This is a genomic window from Bradyrhizobium sp. LM2.9 (assembly GCF_054056555.1).
Genome location: NZ_JBSRYJ010000002.1, coordinates 7,235,414 through 7,253,570 on the forward strand (window position 1 = coordinate 7,235,414; position 18,157 = coordinate 7,253,570).

13 protein-coding genes and 3 pseudogenes are annotated in these 18,157 nt (G+C 60.0%); 11 read left to right on the plus strand and 5 right to left on the minus strand.

Annotated features, from left to right (window positions below; translation table 11 throughout):
• The first annotated feature begins 22 nt into the window (after window positions 1-22).
• Genes ACVWW3_RS36785 through ACVWW3_RS36800 form a run of 4 tightly spaced genes read left to right on the plus strand, consistent with a single transcriptional unit; the run spans window position 23 to window position 4,393 of the window.
• The gene (locus ACVWW3_RS36785; protein ID WP_456672331.1) at window positions 23-814 is read left to right on the plus strand and encodes a gamma-glutamyl-gamma-aminobutyrate hydrolase family protein; all 792 of its coding nucleotides are present in this window, start codon (window positions 23-25) and stop codon (window positions 812-814) included.
• The gene (locus ACVWW3_RS36790) at window positions 811-1,773 is read left to right on the plus strand and encodes a DMT family transporter (protein WP_456651445.1); all 963 of its coding nucleotides are present in this window, start codon (window positions 811-813) and stop codon (window positions 1,771-1,773) included. Before ACVWW3_RS36785 ends, ACVWW3_RS36790 begins: the two co-directional genes overlap by 4 nt.
• Window positions 1,770-3,056 (plus strand): ATP-grasp domain-containing protein, encoded by a 1,287-nt coding sequence (locus ACVWW3_RS36795; protein WP_456651444.1) that lies wholly within the window; start codon window positions 1,770-1,772, stop codon window positions 3,054-3,056. Before ACVWW3_RS36790 ends, ACVWW3_RS36795 begins: the two co-directional genes overlap by 4 nt.
• The gene (locus ACVWW3_RS36800) at window positions 3,056-4,393 is read left to right on the plus strand and encodes a glutamine synthetase family protein (protein ID WP_456651443.1); all 1,338 of its coding nucleotides are present in this window, start codon (window positions 3,056-3,058) and stop codon (window positions 4,391-4,393) included. Before ACVWW3_RS36795 ends, ACVWW3_RS36800 begins: the two co-directional genes overlap by 1 nt.
• A 427-nt stretch (window positions 4,394-4,820) precedes the next feature.
• On the opposite strand, the gene tnpC is transcribed toward ACVWW3_RS36800, so the two are convergent.
• The 4 genes and pseudogenes from tnpC to ACVWW3_RS36820 all read right to left on the minus strand — a co-directional run bounded on the left by tnpC (window position 4,821) and on the right by ACVWW3_RS36820 (window position 8,493).
• Window positions 4,821-6,473, minus strand: a complete 1,653-nt coding sequence (tnpC, locus tag ACVWW3_RS36805) for an IS66 family transposase (protein ID WP_456647434.1) — start codon at window positions 6,471-6,473, stop codon at window positions 4,821-4,823.
• A 47-nt stretch (window positions 6,474-6,520) separates the two neighbouring features.
• Entirely contained in the window at window positions 6,521-6,841 is a 321-nt protein-coding gene (tnpB, locus tag ACVWW3_RS36810) for an IS66 family insertion sequence element accessory protein TnpB (protein ID WP_430642467.1), read from the minus strand.
• 23 nt (window positions 6,842-6,864) lie between these two features.
• Window positions 6,865-7,266 (minus strand): IS66-like element accessory protein TnpA, encoded by a 402-nt coding sequence (gene tnpA, locus ACVWW3_RS36815; RefSeq protein WP_247442931.1) that lies wholly within the window; start codon window positions 7,264-7,266, stop codon window positions 6,865-6,867.
• Between the two features lie 30 nt (window positions 7,267-7,296).
• A pseudogene (locus ACVWW3_RS36820) lies at window positions 7,297-8,493 on the minus strand (IS3 family transposase).
• Between the two features lie 794 nt (window positions 8,494-9,287).
• Here ACVWW3_RS36820 and ACVWW3_RS36825 point away from each other — a divergent pair.
• Window positions 9,288-9,611, plus strand: a complete 324-nt coding sequence (locus ACVWW3_RS36825; RefSeq protein WP_456672332.1) for a hypothetical protein — start codon at window positions 9,288-9,290, stop codon at window positions 9,609-9,611.
• Between the two features lie 273 nt (window positions 9,612-9,884).
• Here the strand turns inward: ACVWW3_RS36825 and ACVWW3_RS36830 are convergent, their stop codons facing one another.
• Complete coding sequence (locus tag ACVWW3_RS36830) at window positions 9,885-10,940, minus strand: pyridoxal-phosphate dependent enzyme (RefSeq protein ID WP_456651441.1); 1,056 nt, start codon at window positions 10,938-10,940, stop codon at window positions 9,885-9,887.
• Between the two features lie 1,912 nt (window positions 10,941-12,852).
• Here ACVWW3_RS36830 and ACVWW3_RS36835 point away from each other — a divergent pair.
• The 6 genes and pseudogenes from ACVWW3_RS36835 to ACVWW3_RS36860 form a co-directional block, all read left to right on the plus strand.
• Window positions 12,853-13,025 (plus strand): annotated as a pseudogene (locus tag ACVWW3_RS36835) (HupU protein); the annotation flags it as partial.
• Window positions 13,022-13,556: pseudogene (locus ACVWW3_RS36840) on the plus strand (nickel-dependent hydrogenase large subunit); the annotation flags it as partial. The pseudogenes ACVWW3_RS36835 and ACVWW3_RS36840, both read left to right, overlap by 4 nt.
• A 317-nt stretch (window positions 13,557-13,873) precedes the next feature.
• Window positions 13,874-14,965 carry a hydrogenase small subunit gene (locus tag ACVWW3_RS36845; protein ID WP_456651440.1) on the plus strand — a complete coding sequence of 364 codons (1,092 nt, stop codon included), beginning with the start codon at window positions 13,874-13,876 and terminating at the stop codon, window positions 14,963-14,965.
• 30 nt (window positions 14,966-14,995) lie between these two features.
• A complete protein-coding gene (locus ACVWW3_RS36850) occupies window positions 14,996-16,783 on the plus strand; it encodes a nickel-dependent hydrogenase large subunit (protein ID WP_456651439.1) in 1,788 nt (595 codons plus the stop codon).
• Between the two features lie 16 nt (window positions 16,784-16,799).
• On the plus strand, window positions 16,800-17,543 hold the full coding sequence (gene cybH / locus ACVWW3_RS36855) for a Ni/Fe-hydrogenase, b-type cytochrome subunit (RefSeq protein ID WP_456651438.1): 744 nt from the start codon (window positions 16,800-16,802) through the stop codon (window positions 17,541-17,543).
• A gap of 18 nt (window positions 17,544-17,561) precedes the next feature.
• A complete protein-coding gene (locus tag ACVWW3_RS36860; RefSeq protein ID WP_247438850.1) occupies window positions 17,562-18,146 on the plus strand; it encodes a HyaD/HybD family hydrogenase maturation endopeptidase in 585 nt (194 codons plus the stop codon).
• The last annotated feature ends 11 nt before the right edge of the window (window positions 18,147-18,157 follow it).

The window sequence follows — 18,157 nt, forward strand, 5'->3', positions numbered from 1 at the left end:
GTCGGTCCGAGCCGTGGTGGGCGTGACCTCAAACCGCCTTTTGGCCGATGGCGTGCACCGTGACTGGTTGCGGCGCAAATATGTTCAAGCCCTCGTTCGCTATGCGGGCGTGGCTTGCGTGATATTGCCAACGATCGATGCTGACGATGCGAAAGGCGACAGTGATCTGTCGATCATGGGCAGGCTCGACGGTCTGATTTTGACAGGCGATGAATCGAATATCGATCCTACCATCTTCAGTTGGTCCGCTTGGCGCAGACTGAAACTGACAGGCCAGGCGGACGTTCAAGCTGGCGTGAGGGATCGCCCTCGTGACAGGCTGTCCGCGGGCGCCATCGAGAAGGCGGTTGCCCTTGGGATGCCGATACTCGGCATCTGCCGTGGGCTTCAGGAGCTTAACGTCTATTTTGGCGGCACGCTTCACCCGTCGTTGTCCGAATGGAGGCTGGAAAGCGGACAGATGCACGCTGAGAAGGCCGGACTGCCGAGGGATCGCCAGTACGATATAGCGCACAGCGTGAAATTATGTCCTGACGGCGTTCTCGTTCCGATCGCGGGCGCGATCGAGGCGCACGTTAACTCCTTGCACAATCAAGGCATAGAACGGCTTGCGGCTGCGCTGAAACCGGAAGCCTGGGCGTCCGACGGTCTGATCGAAGCGGCTTCTGTAATAGGCGCGCCGACGCTGCAGATCGGCGTGCAGTGGCACCCCGAATGGCACGTCGAAACTGATCCTCTGAGCAAGCAGCTTTTCAATGCATTTGGAGAGGCGTGTGTCACGTATCGCCTAAGAAGTGATAGGGGCGTAGCATGAAGTTTCGATCGAAATGCCGCCCTTTGGGATTGAAAGAAGGAGAGCCTCTCGACAGGCCGAGCAGACAATTCGCCGCAGGAGTGCTCCTTATTGCCCTCTACGTTGTCGTTAGCGCGGCAGGTGAAGTCTTTGCGGCGTCATATTTTCAGCAAGCGAACGTGTGGGTCACTCTGCTGTTCTCCTTTGGTATCGTAAGTATCACGTTCAACATTGTGGCTCGCCGCGAAGGCATTGGAGCGAAGGTCACGAAGTCGTCGATTCTAGCTTTTGTGTCGCTCAATTGCGTTACTGCGATAAGCTGGGTCGGTTTGTTTATCGGGCTGAAGTACGCCGAGCCAGCTATCGTCGTCACGTTCATGGTCGCATTGGGACCTACAGCGACAGCATGGTTGAACGCATTGATCAGGAGACAGGGGCGTCCTCCGAAGTCAGATGTCGCCGCGAGCGTTCTGATTGCGGCTGTTGGTGTTTACATGGTCTGGATCGCGGCAAGCGGCAACGCTGGGATCGAATGGGGATCTCGCTCGTCCTTTGGTATCTTCCTGGCAATCGCAGCTGGGCTGTCGCTTTCGCTGACCAATATCCTTGTGAAACTGCTGTTCGACCATGGATTATCTGGTCGACAAGTGCTGGCCCATCGCTTCTATGGAGCAATCCTCTTGCTGCTAGCACTGAGCGATCCTTCCTCCATCTTACGAGAGATCTCACAGCATTGGCTTGCGATCATAATGATTGCACTCTCGACGATCATTGTTCCCTTGCTCCTTGTGCAGGAGGGCATTCGCCGCGTAGAGCCATTTACGGCAAACATGGTTTTGTCCACGGCACCTGTCGTTACGTTTCTTTTCCAGTATTTCGATTCTCGTATCGTGCCTTCTTTATATACGTTTGTTGGAAACGTTCTCATTACGGCTGTCGCCGTCGCTAACGTCTACTTGCAGTATCGGAGATCGGCATGAAGGAACGGAATTGTGTAATTGTCGACGCATACTCGACAGGCCGATACCTGCCGGAAGAGTTCAAACGCTACGGAATTAGGACCGTGCATGCGATGTCGAATGCACGAATCCCACCAATCTTCCAATCGCACTTTAACGTCGGCATCTATGATGAAATCATTCGGCCGGACGAGCGCATGGCTAAGGAGGAGATCGTTGAATTTCATTTGGAGGCTCTCCGAGGTAGGGAGTTGGAATTCATCATAGCGGGTTGTGAGTCAGGAGTTGAACTGGCCGATTCCTTGTCCGAGCGGCTCGGACTACCTTCAAATGGAACCGCGTTGTCCGCTGCAAGACGTGACAAATCGCGCTTGGCTGACGCTTTGAGCTCTGCAGGAGTGCGATCGATCAGACAAGTTGTATTCGACGATGCGGAGGACGTCATAAGTTGGATGCGTCAACAGCGCTACGACGAAATCGTGATCAAGCCCTTGAACAGCGCAGGTACGGAGGACGTGTTCTTTTGCACGACCGAGGCTGATGTTCGCAGAGCTGTGCATGTTATTGTCGGCAAGGCGAATTGCCTCGGAGCGATGAATCGTTTTGTTCTTGGCCAGGAGAAGATGAGCGGCAAACAATACACCGTAAACGCTGTCTCGATCGACGGAGAAACCTTCGTCACGGAGGTGTGGACTTATGACACCGTTGCCATCAAGGGCGCGGCATCGGTCTGCGCGCTCGAGCAGTTGCTGGGAGGTGAGGAACCAGTTGTTCAAGAGCTGTCCGATTACTTGGTGCCGGCGCTAAGGGCGCTTGAGATCGTCAACGGACCTGCTCATGCCGAAATTATCATCGATCATAAGGGGCCGGTTCTGGTGGATCTTGGAGCGAGGCTTCAGGGGACAATGTCGGCAAAAGCCCGGACCATGGCTTTGGGTCACAATCATATAACACTGACGGCGTGGCGCTACGCAGATCCCATCGGTTTTACTGATCATATGAGACGACGCGGGCCTTACACGCGGCTGGCGCGCGCATTGTGCGTCTCACTCATCTCCAATATGGACGGTGTTGTTGGCGGTTATCCCGGACTGGACGCAATCCGCAAGCTGCCCAGCTTCGCAGATTCGATAGCGTTTGTTCCGATAGGTCAAAACCTGGTCCCGACGACCGACTTAGCTTCGACGCCGGGTATTGTGTATCTCGTGAGCAACAACTTGACTGAGCTTGATGAGGATTATCGCAAGCTGCGAGCAATGCGTATGGACGAGGTATTCGGATTGACGGCGCAGGGTCAGAAGTGATGGCAAGCGAAATACAGGTGGCTGGCGCGGACGAGGCGCGTAAGGCATTGATTGGAGTATGCGACTTTGACGGCATTCTTCGCGGCAAGCACGTATTTGCTGACGATGTCTCGGACGAAGGCTGGACAATCAAGTTCTCCGAAGCCGTGCTCGGCTGGGATTGTTCGGACCGAGTGATACCTGCCAATTTCGGGCAAGAGCCGCCATCGATATTCGGAGACGCCAACCTGCGTGTTTTGTCAGGCACAGCGCGTCCGGTGTCTAACCGTCATGATCGGTATCTTTATCTCGCAGAGTTTGCGGGTGGCCATGAGAGCATCTGCCCGCGTGGTGTTTTGCGGAAGGTCTTACGAAGAGCTGCTGACCACGGATACAGTTGCGCTGTTGGATTTGAGTTCGAGTTTATGCTGTTTAATGAGAGCGTCGAGACAATTGAGAAAAAGCCTTATGATCAATGGGTCCCCCTGACGAGAGGCCCTTTTGGCTATTCAGTGGCGCGCACCCTTGGCAGTAATGAGCTATTCGAAGAGATTCTGGCGCTTTGTGAGAATGCTAGATTGCCGCTCAGCGGGCTCCACTTTGAAACCGGGCCTGGGGCGATTGAGGCATCGCTTCGGCATTGTGATGCCCTGGAGGCTTCGGATCGAGCAGTCGTATTCAAGTCGATGTTGAAATCCTGGGCTCAGAAGCGGGGTATGATGGCAACGTTTATGGCAAAGGTTTCGGAGAATTGGCCGGGACAGTCGGGACATATTCACATTTCAATGTCGTCAAATGGTCAAAATGCATTTTACGAAGGCGAGGCAAGCCGCAACATCTCAAGAACTATGAGCCAATTCCTCGGCGGACAGCTGAAATATATGAACAACTTTTGTGTACTCGCTGCGCCCAACGTGAACAGCTATAAGAGGCTGCGGCCAGGCTACTGGGCTCCAACCTGTCCTAGCTGGGGAGTTGACAATCGTTCGTGTGCGGTGCGGGTCATTCCGGGAGACAAGTCTGCACACCGCCTCGAGTACAGATTGAGTGGCGCAGATGTGAACCCCTATCTCGCTCTCGCATGTGCTATCGGCTCCGGTATTCTGGGGATTGAAGAGAATGTTGTGTTGGCAGCTCCAATTGTTGGTGATGCAAGCGAGGAAAAACACCCTCCGTTCGAACGGCTTCCCCAAAACTTATCTGAGGCCACATCCCGGTTTGAACAATCTCCAAAGGCGATGGACGTTTTTGGCGAAAGGTTTGTTGAAGCGTTCTCCCGTTCCCGGCGATGGGAGTGGGAAGCCGTTCAACATCGAGTCTCCGACTGTGAACGCCAGCGGTACTTCGAAGCTATTTAGCAGGTATGCCGGTCGTCCGTCCGAACCGCGGTTCATGTTGGGGCTATCATGTGAGACGCGAGTGAGGCTGGCATTTGGTTGAATACTATCGCCGGCTAGCGAGGTTTCGTAGCGTTCGAACGTCGCCATCACTATGACGGCGCATGACCCACTTTGGCCGGATGCCCGGGTCGAGTGTTTTGAAAGAGGCACGCGTCGCGCGAGGGATCCACAACGGTGAAAAAGCGACTGTTGTCACAAAACAGAACCGATTTGGCCGAGCGCGGTATTGCCTGCCTGACCTGCCTCCGAAGTTTCATCCAGTGGCGATTAGAGCCTCAGCGGATGTTACGCCGTTTGGCGCGGGGTGAGGTACGCATACGACGAAGGCCGCCTGATTGACGCATGCGCGCGGGCACAGCGAGCTCTATGATCGGTTAGGTGAAGGTCAGGCGGCCTGCTGACCGGCGGACTTGTCGGTTTGGCCCAGGAGCTTCCATTCCCAGGGCAGCAGTTCGTGCAGGCGCGACGCGCGAAGATCGGCGATACGGGCGAGGATGTCGGCGAGCCAGGCCTTGGGATCGACGTCGTTGAGACGACAGGTCGTGATCATTGTCAGCATGATGGCGGCACGGTCGGCACCATGCTGGCTGCCGGCGAAGGTCCAGTTGCGCCTTCCCAAGGCGATGCCTCTCAATGCGCGCTCAGCACAATTGTTGGTCAGGCAGATCCTGCCATCGTCGAGGAAGCGGCCGAAGTCGTCCCAGCGCCTGAGCATGTAGTTCATGGGCTTCAGGACCTCGGAGGAGCGCGAGAGGGTTTCTCGCTCTCGGAGCAGCCAGGCGTGCATGTCGTCGAGCAGCGGCTTGCTTTTCTCCTGGCGCACGGCTCGCCGCTCGTCGGTGCTGCGGCCGTTGATGGCGCGTTCGATCTCGAACAACGCGTCAAGGTGTCTGACCGCCTCCAGCGCGATCGGAGAGACTGGTTTGCCCTTGCGGCCTTCCCGGGCGGTTTTCTCGATGTCAGCCAACTCGAAGAAGCCCCGCCGCGCATGGGCGAAGCAGAATGCCGGCGTGATCGGTAGCACCTTCCTCTTCGGGTCGAACAGGGGTTCGAAGCCGCTGTAGCAGTCCGCCTGCAGGATACCGGTGAAGGTGGCCAGATGCTTCTGTGGATGCGCGCCGCGACGGTCGCCCGAAGCGTAGTAAACCGCCGCCGGCGGCGCAGGCCCGGCGAACGGCTGGTCATCCCGCACATAAGTCCAGATCCGCCCAGTCGTGCACTTGCCCTTCGCCAGGATGCGGATGGTGGTGTCATCGCCATGAAGGCGCTCGGCCGCGAGCACATGGCGTTCGATCAAGTGGAAGAGGGGCATGACGGCGAAGGTCCCGTGCCCGACCTGGTCGGCCAGCGTCGACAACGGCAGGTCGATCCCCTCGGCCTTGAAGCGCGCACTCTGGCGGTTGAGCGGGATATGCATGCCGAACTTGTCGAACAGGATCGTCGCCAGCAATTGTGGGCCGATGAACCCGCGCGGTGTGGCATGGAACGGCGCGGGCGGCTGGCTGATCTTCTCGCAATCGCGGCAGGTGAACTTCTCGCGTACCGTCTCGATCAGCTTGAAGCGGCGCGGGATCTCCTCCAGCGTCTTGGTCACATCCTCACCGATCTTCGCCAGCCGCGATCCACCGCAGCAGGCACAGGTCGTTGGAGCCTCAATGACGACGCGCTCGCGTTCGATGTCATCCGGCCATGGCTTGCGCATCGGTCTCTTGCGCATGAAGGGGCGGACGTTCTGCGTCTTCGCCGCTGTGGCCTGCGCGGCAAGCTCATCCTCGCTCGCTGTGGTGACGAGTTCTTCGAGCTCCAACTCCAGCTGTTCGAGCAGCCGTGCCGAGCGCTCGGAGCGCTGCCCGTACAGTTCGCGTTTGAGCTTCTCGATCCGCAGCTCGAGATGCGCGATCAGTGCCTCGTTGTCCGACAGCTCCGCCTGCGCACTGGCAGCCACCGCCTCGGCTCGCAGCCGCGCCTCACGCTCGCCCTGCAGCGCCGCCAGGGCACTCGCAAGGTCCGATGGAAGATCGTCCGGCTTCGGTATCATGAAGCCATTGAATCAGATCAAGCAGCAGATTCAAACCGTAAAAGCGGCTATCCGACCCGCGTCGGCCGATGGGTTTCTTGAGGGTTGCGCCAATCGATCCCGGACAGCAGATAGCTCAACTGCGCCGGCGAGATCGTTACCGATTCACCGGCAACCGATGGCCAGATGAACTTTCCTCTCTCGAGTCTTTTTGTGAACAAGCAGGCTCCCTGGCCATCGTGCCAGATCGCCTTCACAAGATCGCTGCGGCGACCGCGGAAGACGAACAGATGACCGCTGAGCGGGTCTTTGTGCAGCACCTCCTGCACTTGGAGCGCCAGCGACGGAAAGCCTCTGCGCATATCCGTGTAGCCTGTCGCGAGCCACACTCGCACATTCCCCGGTATAGCAATCATCGGCGTCCAAGCACATCGAGGACCCGCGCCAGCGCGTCCGGATCGACGTGCGCATCCACCCGGATGCACCGTCGGTTGCCAAGATCGATCTCTATCAATCCAGTACGCGCGGCTGCCGCGGAGCGAACTCGGCCATCAACCGTAGGCAAAAGCTTCGGAGCTTCCTCAGCCGAGGCCGCTACGGCGGCGATCTGCACCGGCGTAAAAGATGGTATAACTTGTTCCGATGTTCGTGCTTGTCGACGCCAGGTAAACACCAGGCTGGCCGCTACTCCGTTGCGACGCGCAACCTCAGTCACCTTCGCGCCCGGCGCCAACGTCTCCTCGACAATCCGTGCCTTGTCGTCCTGCGACCAGCGCCGCCGCCGCTCCAGCCCGCCCAAAACCTCGACCCGCATCGCCTGATGACCTTAAAGCTCGACTTAAGGTCACACGCTTCGCGAATTACCATCCGTCACGCAAGACGGCCCCCGTCGGATGCGTACGGGGTGAGCAACGTGCGATCGGCGGAGCTGGTCGGGGTTGCGCAGCCGGTCGCACGTTGCGGTGAGGTTGGCGGCATAGGCCGCAGGCGTCAGGTAGCCCAGCGAAGAATGCGGGCGTTGGCTGTTGTAGTCGGCGGCCCAAGCGGCAATTCTGGCCCGGGCGTGATCGAGGCCTAAGAACAGAGTTTCGTTGAGAAGCTCGTCGCGCATCCGGCCGTTGAAGCTTTCACAGAAGCCGTTCTGCATCGGCTTTCCCGGTGCGATGAAGTGCCAGGCGATCTGGTGGTCTTCCGACCAGGTCAGCATGGCGTTGCAGGGTGAACTCGGTGCCGTTGTCCGAGACGATCATGCCAGGCTTGCCGCGACGGGCGATCAGCGCCGTCAGTTCGCGCGCCACCCGCCGTCCCGGGAGCGAGGTGTCGGGGATTGCCGCCAGGCATTCCCGGGTCACGTCATCGACGATGTTCAGGATCCGGAAGCGGCGACCACTGGCGAACTGGTCATGGACAAAATCCAGCGACCAACGGGCATTCGGCCGAGCCTCGACCAGGATTGGCGCCCGAACACCCACCGCGCGGCGGCGGGTCCGGCGCTTGCGGACGCTGAGGCCTTCCTCCCGATAGAGACGGTAGATTCGGTTTAGCCCGGACGGCTCGCCATGTTGGCGCAGCAGGACGAACAGCCGGCGATAGCCGAAGCGCCTGCGAGCATTGGCAAGCTCGCGCAATTGGACGCGCAGTTCGGTATCCGGCGGCCGGCACGACCGATAGCGGATCATCTTGCGGTCGGCGCTAACGATTGAGCAGGCCCGCCGCTCTGACAGGCCCAGTTCGGCCTGCAGATGCGCGACAGCCTCGCGCTTGGCGACGGGCCCTACCATTTTTTTGACAGAAGCTCGCGCAACGCGGCGGCATCCAACATCTGCTCGGCCAGTAGCTTCTTCAGCTTGGCGTTCTCGTCCTCAAGCTGCCGCAGCCGCTTGGCCTCCGAAACGTCCATCCCGCCGAATTTGGCCTTCCAATTGTACAGCGTCCCTTCCGAGATGCCGTGCTTACGCGCCAAATCGGCCGCCTTTGCACCGGCCTCATGTTCGCGCAGCACACCGATAATCTGTTCTTCCGTAAACCTGGCTCGCTTCATCTGTCCGTCCTTCAGAAGGCCGGACTCTAACTTCAACCGGAGGAAATCGGCAGGGCAGGTCACTCTAAGCTCGCCGCGAAAATGCCGCCGCGTTCAATGCAGGTTGTTAGGCTTGCAAAGTCGAAAAGATAGGCCCACTCAGTCGCCCAAATCAATATTCCTTGTATTTCCGAGTAAGTCTGCGAACCGGGTGGTCACGCTTGAAAAATGCACCGCGTGCGTATGATGTCCTTGTGGCGGTAAGACGTGGTCCGCTACGATGCCGATCTCGCGATGTCAGCTCATGCACCGGTAAATTCCGGCATAGGGAGCCGTGGCTCCTGGCTCATGATCCTGGTCAAATGGCTCGCTGTTAGACTCGCGCAGATAACGCCCGTTCTTATAGATCGCGACTCGTCATCTCTCAATCGGCTAGCTTAACTTTGCGTAAAGCCATCCATTCGGGCGCAGAGTTGATCTGAGAAGCTAGCTGAGCCCGCCTTCTGCGAGCGTGCTTGTTTATCTTTCGACAGCCCGCCCCGCAGATTGCCGCCAGTGTGGAGGAGCCCGCGCCATCGCGAGTGTACTTACGATCGTATCGTGCGTTTTTTATTGCCTGTGCAGCATTAATGCGCCGAGTGCCTGTTGGCGCTGGAAAACATCGATTCGTGGCACGAGTAGAGTCGTGTTGGATGCTGAAGCGGCATGATCTTTCCCGATATCTTTGTGCGCATGACCAATTAGTGTTCGCATGGACGCTCTTGACCGTCATCTACTATCGCGGCAACGAGAGCCATTATAGATCGAGAGAAAGAATGATGGATGTGATTGATCAAGCGAACGGTTCGGAGTTGCCGCCCGTCTTGCAGAAGTCATCAAGACGCCTTCCGTGGGTTTTTGGATTTGTCGCCATCTTCATCGGGCTATGCGTTGGGGGTGCATTTTACTGGCCCCATATCGACCGAATGATCGAGGCGTCAGCGGCACGTGAAGCCGTACCAATGCCGGCGTTGTCACCTGAAGACAAGGCGGCCCTTTCGGAGATTCGGTCGGGGCAACAGGAGGTGAGCGAGGAGATTTCAGCGCTCAACCGCAACATCGATGCGCAGCAAGCCGATTTGAAACGGATGTTAGATTAAATCGCAGCCCTGACCTCAAGAATTGAGTCTCTGCAGAACATTGCTGCGCCTCTTGCTGCAGATATTCGTCCGCCAGCAGCCCAGGCCGCTTCAAAGCCGACTACAAGAGCCACTCGCTCGCCTAAAGCAGAAGGGCCGGTTTCCGTCGGGGGCGCGCCCTTGGTTCCCGAGCCGGAGACGGACCGCCGATGATCCAATCATGAAGCGTCGAGCCTGCCAGACATGGCGTCACTGAGAGGATGCAAGTCGAACTAGGAGCGAAGATCGCGGTGCTCACGTTCCGTCCTCCCAGGCGCGTTCGGTGAGGAGGACGAGAATGCGGCTCGACCGGTCGAGTCCGAGATCGCTTGTATGGCTCGGGTCTGCGAGGGCAGCCATGGCACCCGCGAGGCCCGCTGCACCAGACGGCGTGGTGGCGAGGCCATCATGGGCGGAGAGTACGCGGACAGCATCCACCAATTCCGCCTCGGGCACGGTGATGGCCCGAGCGCCGTGACGCCTGAGCACCGCAACGGCGGGCGCACTCGCCTGGCCGCAGGAGAGCATCTCCGCGGATGTTCGGAGATCGCCCATCAACCGAATCGGGCGACCGGCCGCGAGCGCGGGCGCAAGACACGCGGCGGTTTCCGGCTCGACCGTCACGATGCATCCCGGAGGTGCCAGCCAGCCCGAGAGGCCCTCGGCGATGGCACCGGCGAGTCCGCCGACACCAGCTTGTATAAAGACGTGTGTCGGACGCCCATGGCCGGCGAAATCCACCTGATCGCGGATTTCCGCCGCCGTGACGCCGTATCCCGCCATGACGTCGCAAACGATGGGGTCGTTCGGATCGTCGGTCGTGTCGGCGACAAGAATGCCGGCGCCTTGGCAGGCCGCGGCTGCGGCCGCATCAACTGCATTGTCGTAGGTGCCCGGCACCCACACGATCTCGGCACCCTGATTCTCGATGCGGCGCGCGCGCGCGTTCGGCACGCCCTCGTGCAGGAACACGCGGGCGGGCGCCCCGGCAAAGCGCGCGGCGGCAGCTACCGCGAGCCCGTGATTGCCGTCACTGGCGCAGACCAGGGTCGGCTGCCCCTTAGGTCGGGCCGCGAGAAGGTCGGCCAACTGCATGCGCGAGGCCCGGGCGAGCGCGCGTAACCCGGCATAGGTGCCACCAAGCGACTTGAAGCTGCCGAGCATGCGGCGGCCCTCGTCTTTCGCTAGCACCTGCGTCACTCCGAGCCGCTCCGCAAGCGCCGGAAGGTTCAGGAGTGGCGTCGGCGCGTATGCGGGATCGAGGCCGCCAAGCTCGGCTGCGATCGCATTGACTGGTGAAGAAGATCGCATTGACTGGTGAAGAAGAGGTGCTGTTCATGCGTTGATCTTGTCCGCTACAGGTGACGGCTGCTGCCGGAGGGTTGCACCGCAACTGTTTCCGCCGATCATAACCAGCTGTACCTGCGAGCACCACCCTCGACGACTTCGATCGCGCGCTTTTCGCGGCGGCCTTTTTCGCGCTCGCGTCCGCCTACGCAAGTTTAATTGCGGTTGGACCGATCCCAGCGAACTCGACTGAAGGATTGCGGCGATGGCCCTCGCGGGTCCATCTCTGCGACGCAGCCCGTTTACATCGACGCGAGCGCGATTGTGCGGGATGCTGCGGATCTTCGCGGATAGCACGTCGCAGAACCAGCCGACGTTTCGAGCGAACAGTACTTAGGCTCTTGGATAGTCTTCGCCTGCGTGATCAAGGCGATCGTTTCCGTCATCAAAGTCTGGTCCTCCCTGCATGTGCACTCCGGTATTCGGCAAATGTGTGTTGTGCTCGATTCCGGACGGGGTCGTGTTTCAATGCACGCTCGTGTGTCGCGAAAACGACATTCCCGAAGCGAGGCAGTGGCGGTTTACAAATCGAAGGAAGTTCTGTCTTATTTTATATGCGATAAGTTTGGCCTCGGCGTGGGTGGCCGCTATTGGGTCACGCGGACGCCATGACATAGCGAACGAATCTCCATCATGTCAGCGAAAAGCGTATCGCCAACCGTGCTACTGTGACGCCAGAAAGCCCGACCTTCCAGTTCAAATTAATCAATTCGCGCTTCGCGGGCACCCCCGTGCGACTACCACCTTTCACATCCGTAACAGCCATGACAGGATTTCTGCACCGTCAGCACGGCGAGACGAGTTAGGATCGTTGGGTTGCTCTCACCCCGCGCGGCCAAAGTTAGAATCTTCTCGGCGAGGCAAGCCTTCAATGAAGACGTCCGCCTTGCTTCAGGCACCATCCGGACAGCATCCTCCAGAGCACCTTTCAGCACAGCATGCAGCTTGGTTTGAGGGAGTGGATATGACATGGCGCAAAATCCTGAAAACTTAGAATCTAACGATGAGAGCCCAGCATGTCCCAGCCTCCTGATGGTCCATCAAGACGTTTGATAACGATGTTTCGTTTTAAGGTCGCAGTCAGTGGCTCAGCTGTGCCGAAAACGAATACAATGACTAGGACCCGTTCAATGTGACAGTGGAGCTTCACAGACAGCTAAATTTTTGTTGTGGTCATTGCTGGGCGATCTCGACAGGAACGCGACCGGAAAGTCGTGCGGCTTAGGCATTGCCGAAGGCATTCTGCCGTGGTGACGTCCAGATCAAGCCGAAGTGACGCCTGGCCGAACGTGCAGTTGGTGTGTCCCGCGATTGAAGAGGAGTTCGGAACAGCCGAGGCCCGAACGGTCTCTACAGGCAAGCATTGATGGGGCAAGCCACGTCTCTGCATAGTATACTCTGGGCTAAGCCGCGGCGTATGTGCCGGCCAGAGGCGCATTGAGGGTACGGTAGATATGCCCGGTGGCGACATAGATGCGTCGGTTCGCGGGGACCTCGCCGATGAAGCGGCTGCCGCAGATCACAAGATCTAGGGGCCGCGTTCCAATGTTCTCTTGAGCCTAAGGTGCCGCCCCTTTTGCCTGTTTATTCCTTAGCGCCGCTCGAAAAGCGGCTCGCCGCCTTTCGTGTGTAGAGTATAGCCGCCGCGCTCTATTCGCTCACTGAGGCGTCGGGGCAGGGCTTGCGGACCGCAGCACGGGCGTGGCGTGCGAACCGCAAACGAGTCGCGCCGGCGGCCGCCGCTTAAAGATGATCTGTCGCGTCAAAAGCAAGTCGAAGACTGGTTGTCTTTCCAACATCGCGCGGTACGCGCCAGATGTACCGAGGCAGATCGCGCCGGAGCAAGTCGCTTCGCGTTTCACTGTGGAGAGAGACATCCGCAGAGCTTGCCGGCATTCCGTCGGACTTCCGACCGACATGCCCAAGACCTGGTTCGTGGCGCTCGCGGCCCTGTCGAAGTCGGCGACGCCGCGGCGGGTGCTGCTGAATGCGACCGCGGACCACGTGGTCGTGCTGCCCGGCCGCCCGACGGCGAAGCGCACGCCATGACGCGCATCACGATCGGGTCCGCTCAACGCGTCGAGGGCGCTCTCGAAGTTGGCCTCAATGTCGAGAGTGGGCGGGTCATGCGCGCGGAGGTCACGGCGCCGCTGTATCGCGGCTTCGAGCGGATCCTGGAGGGGGGCGTCCGCCCCTCGAGGCGCTGGCGCTGACGCCGCGGATCTGCGGCATCTGCTCGGTCTCGCAGTCGGTCGCCGCCGCTGCCGCTCTTCGCGATGCGATGGCGGCCGAGGTCGCGCCGAACGGGACTCTCGCCGCCAATCTCGCGCATGCGGCGGAGAATGCCGCCGATCATCTCACGCACTTCTACATCTTCTTCACGCCTGACTTCGCTCGCGAGGCCTGTGCCGCGCACGCCTGGCATGAGGAGACACGGGACCGTTTCGCAGCGAAGCGCGGCACTGCGGCACGCGATGTCCTGCCGGCGCGGGCGCGGCGGCTCGAACCCATGGGTATCTTCGCCGGAAGTGGCCGCATAGTCTGGCCTTCCAGCCGGCCGATGTCGGCGGCCCGCTGGAGCAGGCGCTGATCGGCACCGATATCGGCGACGCCGGCACACGCTCGGTCGCCATCCAGCACGTCGTGCGCTCGTTCGATCCCTGGATGGTGTGCACCGCGCATTGAGTGGTCTGTCGCGCGGGGGCGGAAACTTCGTTGTCGCTTGAAATCGAATTGTTTCCGCTTTTCGGTCGGGGCATGCGGGCGCACCGCAATTCGAGCAATTCAAATCTGCAACAATTTGGTATCACTCTACTTTCCTTACGCTCCCAGCGCTTGGCCTGCTTCTTGCTGTCCTTGGCGTCATAGACAAGTCAAAGCCCGAGGCGGGAGGATTCATGGGCGCGGCGACGGAAACGTTTTACAGCGTGATCAGGCGACAAGGTATCACGCGTCGGAGCTTTCACAAATTTTGCAGTCTGACTGCGACGAGTCTCGGCCTGGGGCCGCTGGCGGCGAGCCGCATCGCGAACGCGCTCGAGACCAAGCCGCGCGTGCCGGTGATCTGGATGCACGGCCTCGAATGCACCTGCTGTTCCGAGAGCTTCATTCGTTCCGCGCACCCGCTGGTGAAGGATGCCGTGCTCTCGATGATCTCGCTCGACTATGACGACACCATCATGGCGGCCGCAGGCCACCAGGCGGAGGTGATCCTCGAAGAGACCCGCGCCAAGCACAAAGGGCAATACATTCTCGCGGTGGAAGGCAATCCGCCGCTGAACGAAGGCGGCATGTTCTGCATCGACGGCGGCAAGCCGTTCGTCGAGAAGCTGAAGATGATGGCGGAGGATGCGATGGCGATCATCGCCTGGGGCGCTTGCGCCTCGTGGGGCTGCGTGCAGGCGGCCAAGCCCAATCCGACGCAGGCGACGCCCATCGACAAGGTCATCGCCAACAAGCCGATCATCAAGGTGCCGGGATGCCCCCCGATCGCCGAAGTGATGACCGGCGTCGTCACCTTCATCACCACTTTCGGCAAATTGCCCGAGCTCGACCGTCAGGGCCGGCCGAAGATGTTTTACTCGCAGCGCATCCACGACAAGTGCTATCGGCGGCCGCATTTCGACGCCGGCCAGTTCATCGAGGAGTGGGACGACGAGGCGGCGCGCAAGGGCTATTGTCTCTACAAGATGGGCTGCAAAGGCCCGACCACCTACAACGCCTGCTCGACCGTGCGCTGGAATGGCGGCGTTTCCTTCCCGATCCAGTCGGGCCATGGCTGCATCGGCTGCTCGGAAGACGGATTCTGGGACAAGAGTTCGTTCTACGACCGTCTCACCAACATCAAGCAGTTCGGCATCGAGAAGAACGCCGACCAGATCGGCATGGTGGCGGCCGGAGCCGTCGGTGCGGCAGTCGCCGCGCATGCAGCGGTGACCGCGGTGAGGCGGCTCGCCGGCAAGCGCGAAGACGCGCACCACACCAGCTAAGCGCCAAAGAGATCCAAGGGTAAGAAAATCATGGGTAAGACTCCCAACGGCTTCAATCTCGACAATTCCGGCAAACGCATCGTCGTCGATCCGGTGACCCGCATCGAAGGTCATATGCGGGTCGAGGTCAATGTCGACGCCGACAACGTCATCCGAAACGCAGTCTCCACCGGCACGATGTGGCGCGGGATCGAGGTGATCCTGAAGAACCGCGATCCCCGCGACGCCTGGGCGTTCACGGAACGGATCTGCGGCGTCTGTACCGGCACGCACGCGCTGACGTCGGTGCGCGCGGTCGAGAACGCGCTCGGGATCACCATTCCGGAGAACGCCAATTCGATCCGCAATCTGATGCAGCTTGCCTTGCAGGTGCACGACCACGTCGTTCACTTCTATCACCTGCACGCGCTGGATTGGGTCGATTTGGTCTCCGCGCTTTCGGCCGACCCGCGCGCAACCTCGACGCTCGCGCAGTCGATCTCGAGCTGGCCGCTGTCGTCGCCAGGTTACTTCAAGGACCTGCAAACCCGTCTCAAGAAGTTCTTCGAGTCGGGGCAGTTGGGGCCCTTCAAGAACGGCTATTGGGGCAGCAAGGCCTACAAGCTGCCACCTGAGGCCAATCTGATGGCGGTCGCGCACTATCTGGAGGCGCTCGATTTCCAGAAGGAGATCGTCAAGATCCACACCATCTTCGGCGGCAAGAATCCGCATCCGAACTGGCTCGTGGGCGGCGTGCCCTGTCCGATCAACGTCGACGGCGCGGGCGCGGTCGGTGCCATCAACATCGAGCGCCTGAACCTGATCTCGTCGATCATCGATCGCCTGATCGAGTTCAACGAGCAGGTCTACCTGGCCGACGTGGCGGCGATCGGTTCGTTCTACAAGGACTGGCTCTACGGCGGCGGTCTCTCCGGCAAGAGCGTACTCTCTTATGGCGACGTGCCGGAACACGCCAACGACTACTCCTCCAAGAGCCTGAAGCTGCCGCGGGGCGCCATCATAAACGGCAATCTCTCGGAGGTGCTTCCCGTCGATCATGCCAACCCCGATGAGATCCAGGAGTTCGTGGTTCACTCCTGGTACAAATATCCCGACGAAACAAAGGGACTGCATCCCTGGGACGGCGTGACCGAGCCGAACTACGTGCTGGGACCTAATGCGAAAGGCACCAAGACCGCGATCGAGCAGCTCGATGAGGGCGGAAAATATTCATGGATCAAGGCGCCGCGCTGGCGGGGGCACGCCATGGAGGTCGGCCCGCTGGCGCGTTGGGTGGTGGGCTATGCGCAGAACAAGGCCGAGTTCAAGGATCCTGTCGACAAGTTCCTGAAGGATATGGACCTTCCGCTGTCGGCGCTATTCTCGACGCTCGGTCGCACGGCGGCGCGCGCGCTGGAGTCGGTCTGGGCCGGACGACAAATGCGCGACTTCCAGGACAAGCTCGTCGCCAACATCAAGGCCGGCGACAGCTCGACCGCGAACGTCGACAAGTGGAAGCCGGAGAGCTGGCCGAAGGAGGCCAAGGGTTTTGGCTTCACCGAGGCGCCGCGCGGCGCGCTCGCGCACTGGATCAAGATCAAGGAAACCAAGATCGACAACTACCAGTGCGTGGTGCCGACCACCTGGAACGGCTCACCGCGCGATCCGCAAGGGAACATCGGTGCATTCGAGGCCTCGTTGATGAACACTCCGATGGTCAATCCCGAGCAGCCTTTGGAGATCCTGCGCACGATCCATTCCTTCGATCCGTGCCTGGCCTGCTCCACGCATGTCATGAGTCCGGACGGCCAGGAAATGGCCAGCGTCAAGGTCAGGTGAAGCAGGGGGAAACGCCATGATGGATGTAGCTGCACGTCCGGCGGAAGCCGAGCCGGACCTCTCCGCGATAGCGGCCGATGCGGCCGGCGAACATGGGGTCGGCCGTCCCGCCGTCTACGTCTACGAAGCGCCGGTGCGGATCTGCCATTGGGTGAACGCGTTCTCGACCATCGTGCTGATGGTGACCGGTTATCTGATCGGAACGCCATTGCCGTCGATCGAGGGCGAGGCCTCGGCGAACTTCGTAATGGGCTATATCCGCTTTGCCCATTTCGCGGCGGGGCAGGTGCTGGCGGTGTTCTTCCTTGCCCGCATTCTGTGGGCCTTCGTCGGAAATCACCATTCCCGGCAGATTTTCTATCTGCCGGTGCATCGCAAGCACTTCTGGAAAGAAGTGCTGCATGAAATCCGCTGGTATGCGTTCCTGGAGCGCGAGCCGAAGATGTATGTCGGCCACAACCCGCTGGCGCGGACCGCGATGTTCACGGGCTTCACGCTGTTCGTGGCATTCATGATCGTTACCGGCTTTGCGCTCTATTCGGAAGGTGCGGGCATCGACAGTTGGCAGCACAAGCTGTTCGGCTGGGTGTTCGCGATCTGGCCGAACAGCCAGGACGTTCACACTTGGCATCATCTCGGCATGTGGACGCTGGTCGTGTTCGTGATGGTGCACATCTACGCCGCTGTCCGTGAGGACATCATGTCGCGCCAGAGCATTATCTCCTCGATGATCTCCGGCGAGCGGCAATTCCGCGACTGAGAAACTGGAATGATACCGATGCCGACATCTTCGCAAGCAAACAGCATCCTGGTGCTCGGCATCGGCAACATCCTGTGGGCCGACGAAGGCTTTGGCGTGCGCGCGGTGGAGGAATTCCACCGCCGCTACGCCGTGCCCGACAACGTCACCATTCTCGATGGAGGCACGCAGGGGCTCTACCTCGTGAACTACCTGGAGGATGCGGATCGTTTGATCGTGTTCGACGCGATTGACTATGGGAGCGAGCCCGGGCAGTTGAAGGTCGTTCGTGACGACGAGGTGCCGCGTTTCTCCGGCGCCAAGAAGATGAGCTTGCACCAGACCGGCTTCCAGGAGGTCATCAGCGCGGCCGACCTGCTTGGCCGTTGTCCGCGACATCTCGTATTGATCGGCTGCCAGCCGCTCGACCTCGAGGGTTGGGGTGGGCCGCTGACGGAGCCGGTGCGCGATCAGATCGCGCCGGCGCTCGAGCTTGGTTGCGAGATCCTGGCCGAATGGGGCGTCGAGGTGATGCCGCGCACCGCGCCGTTGGCAGAATCGGAGCGGCTGCTCGCCAACGACATCGATCATCAGCATTACGAGATGAGGGGGCGGCCGGCCTGACCGGCTACACC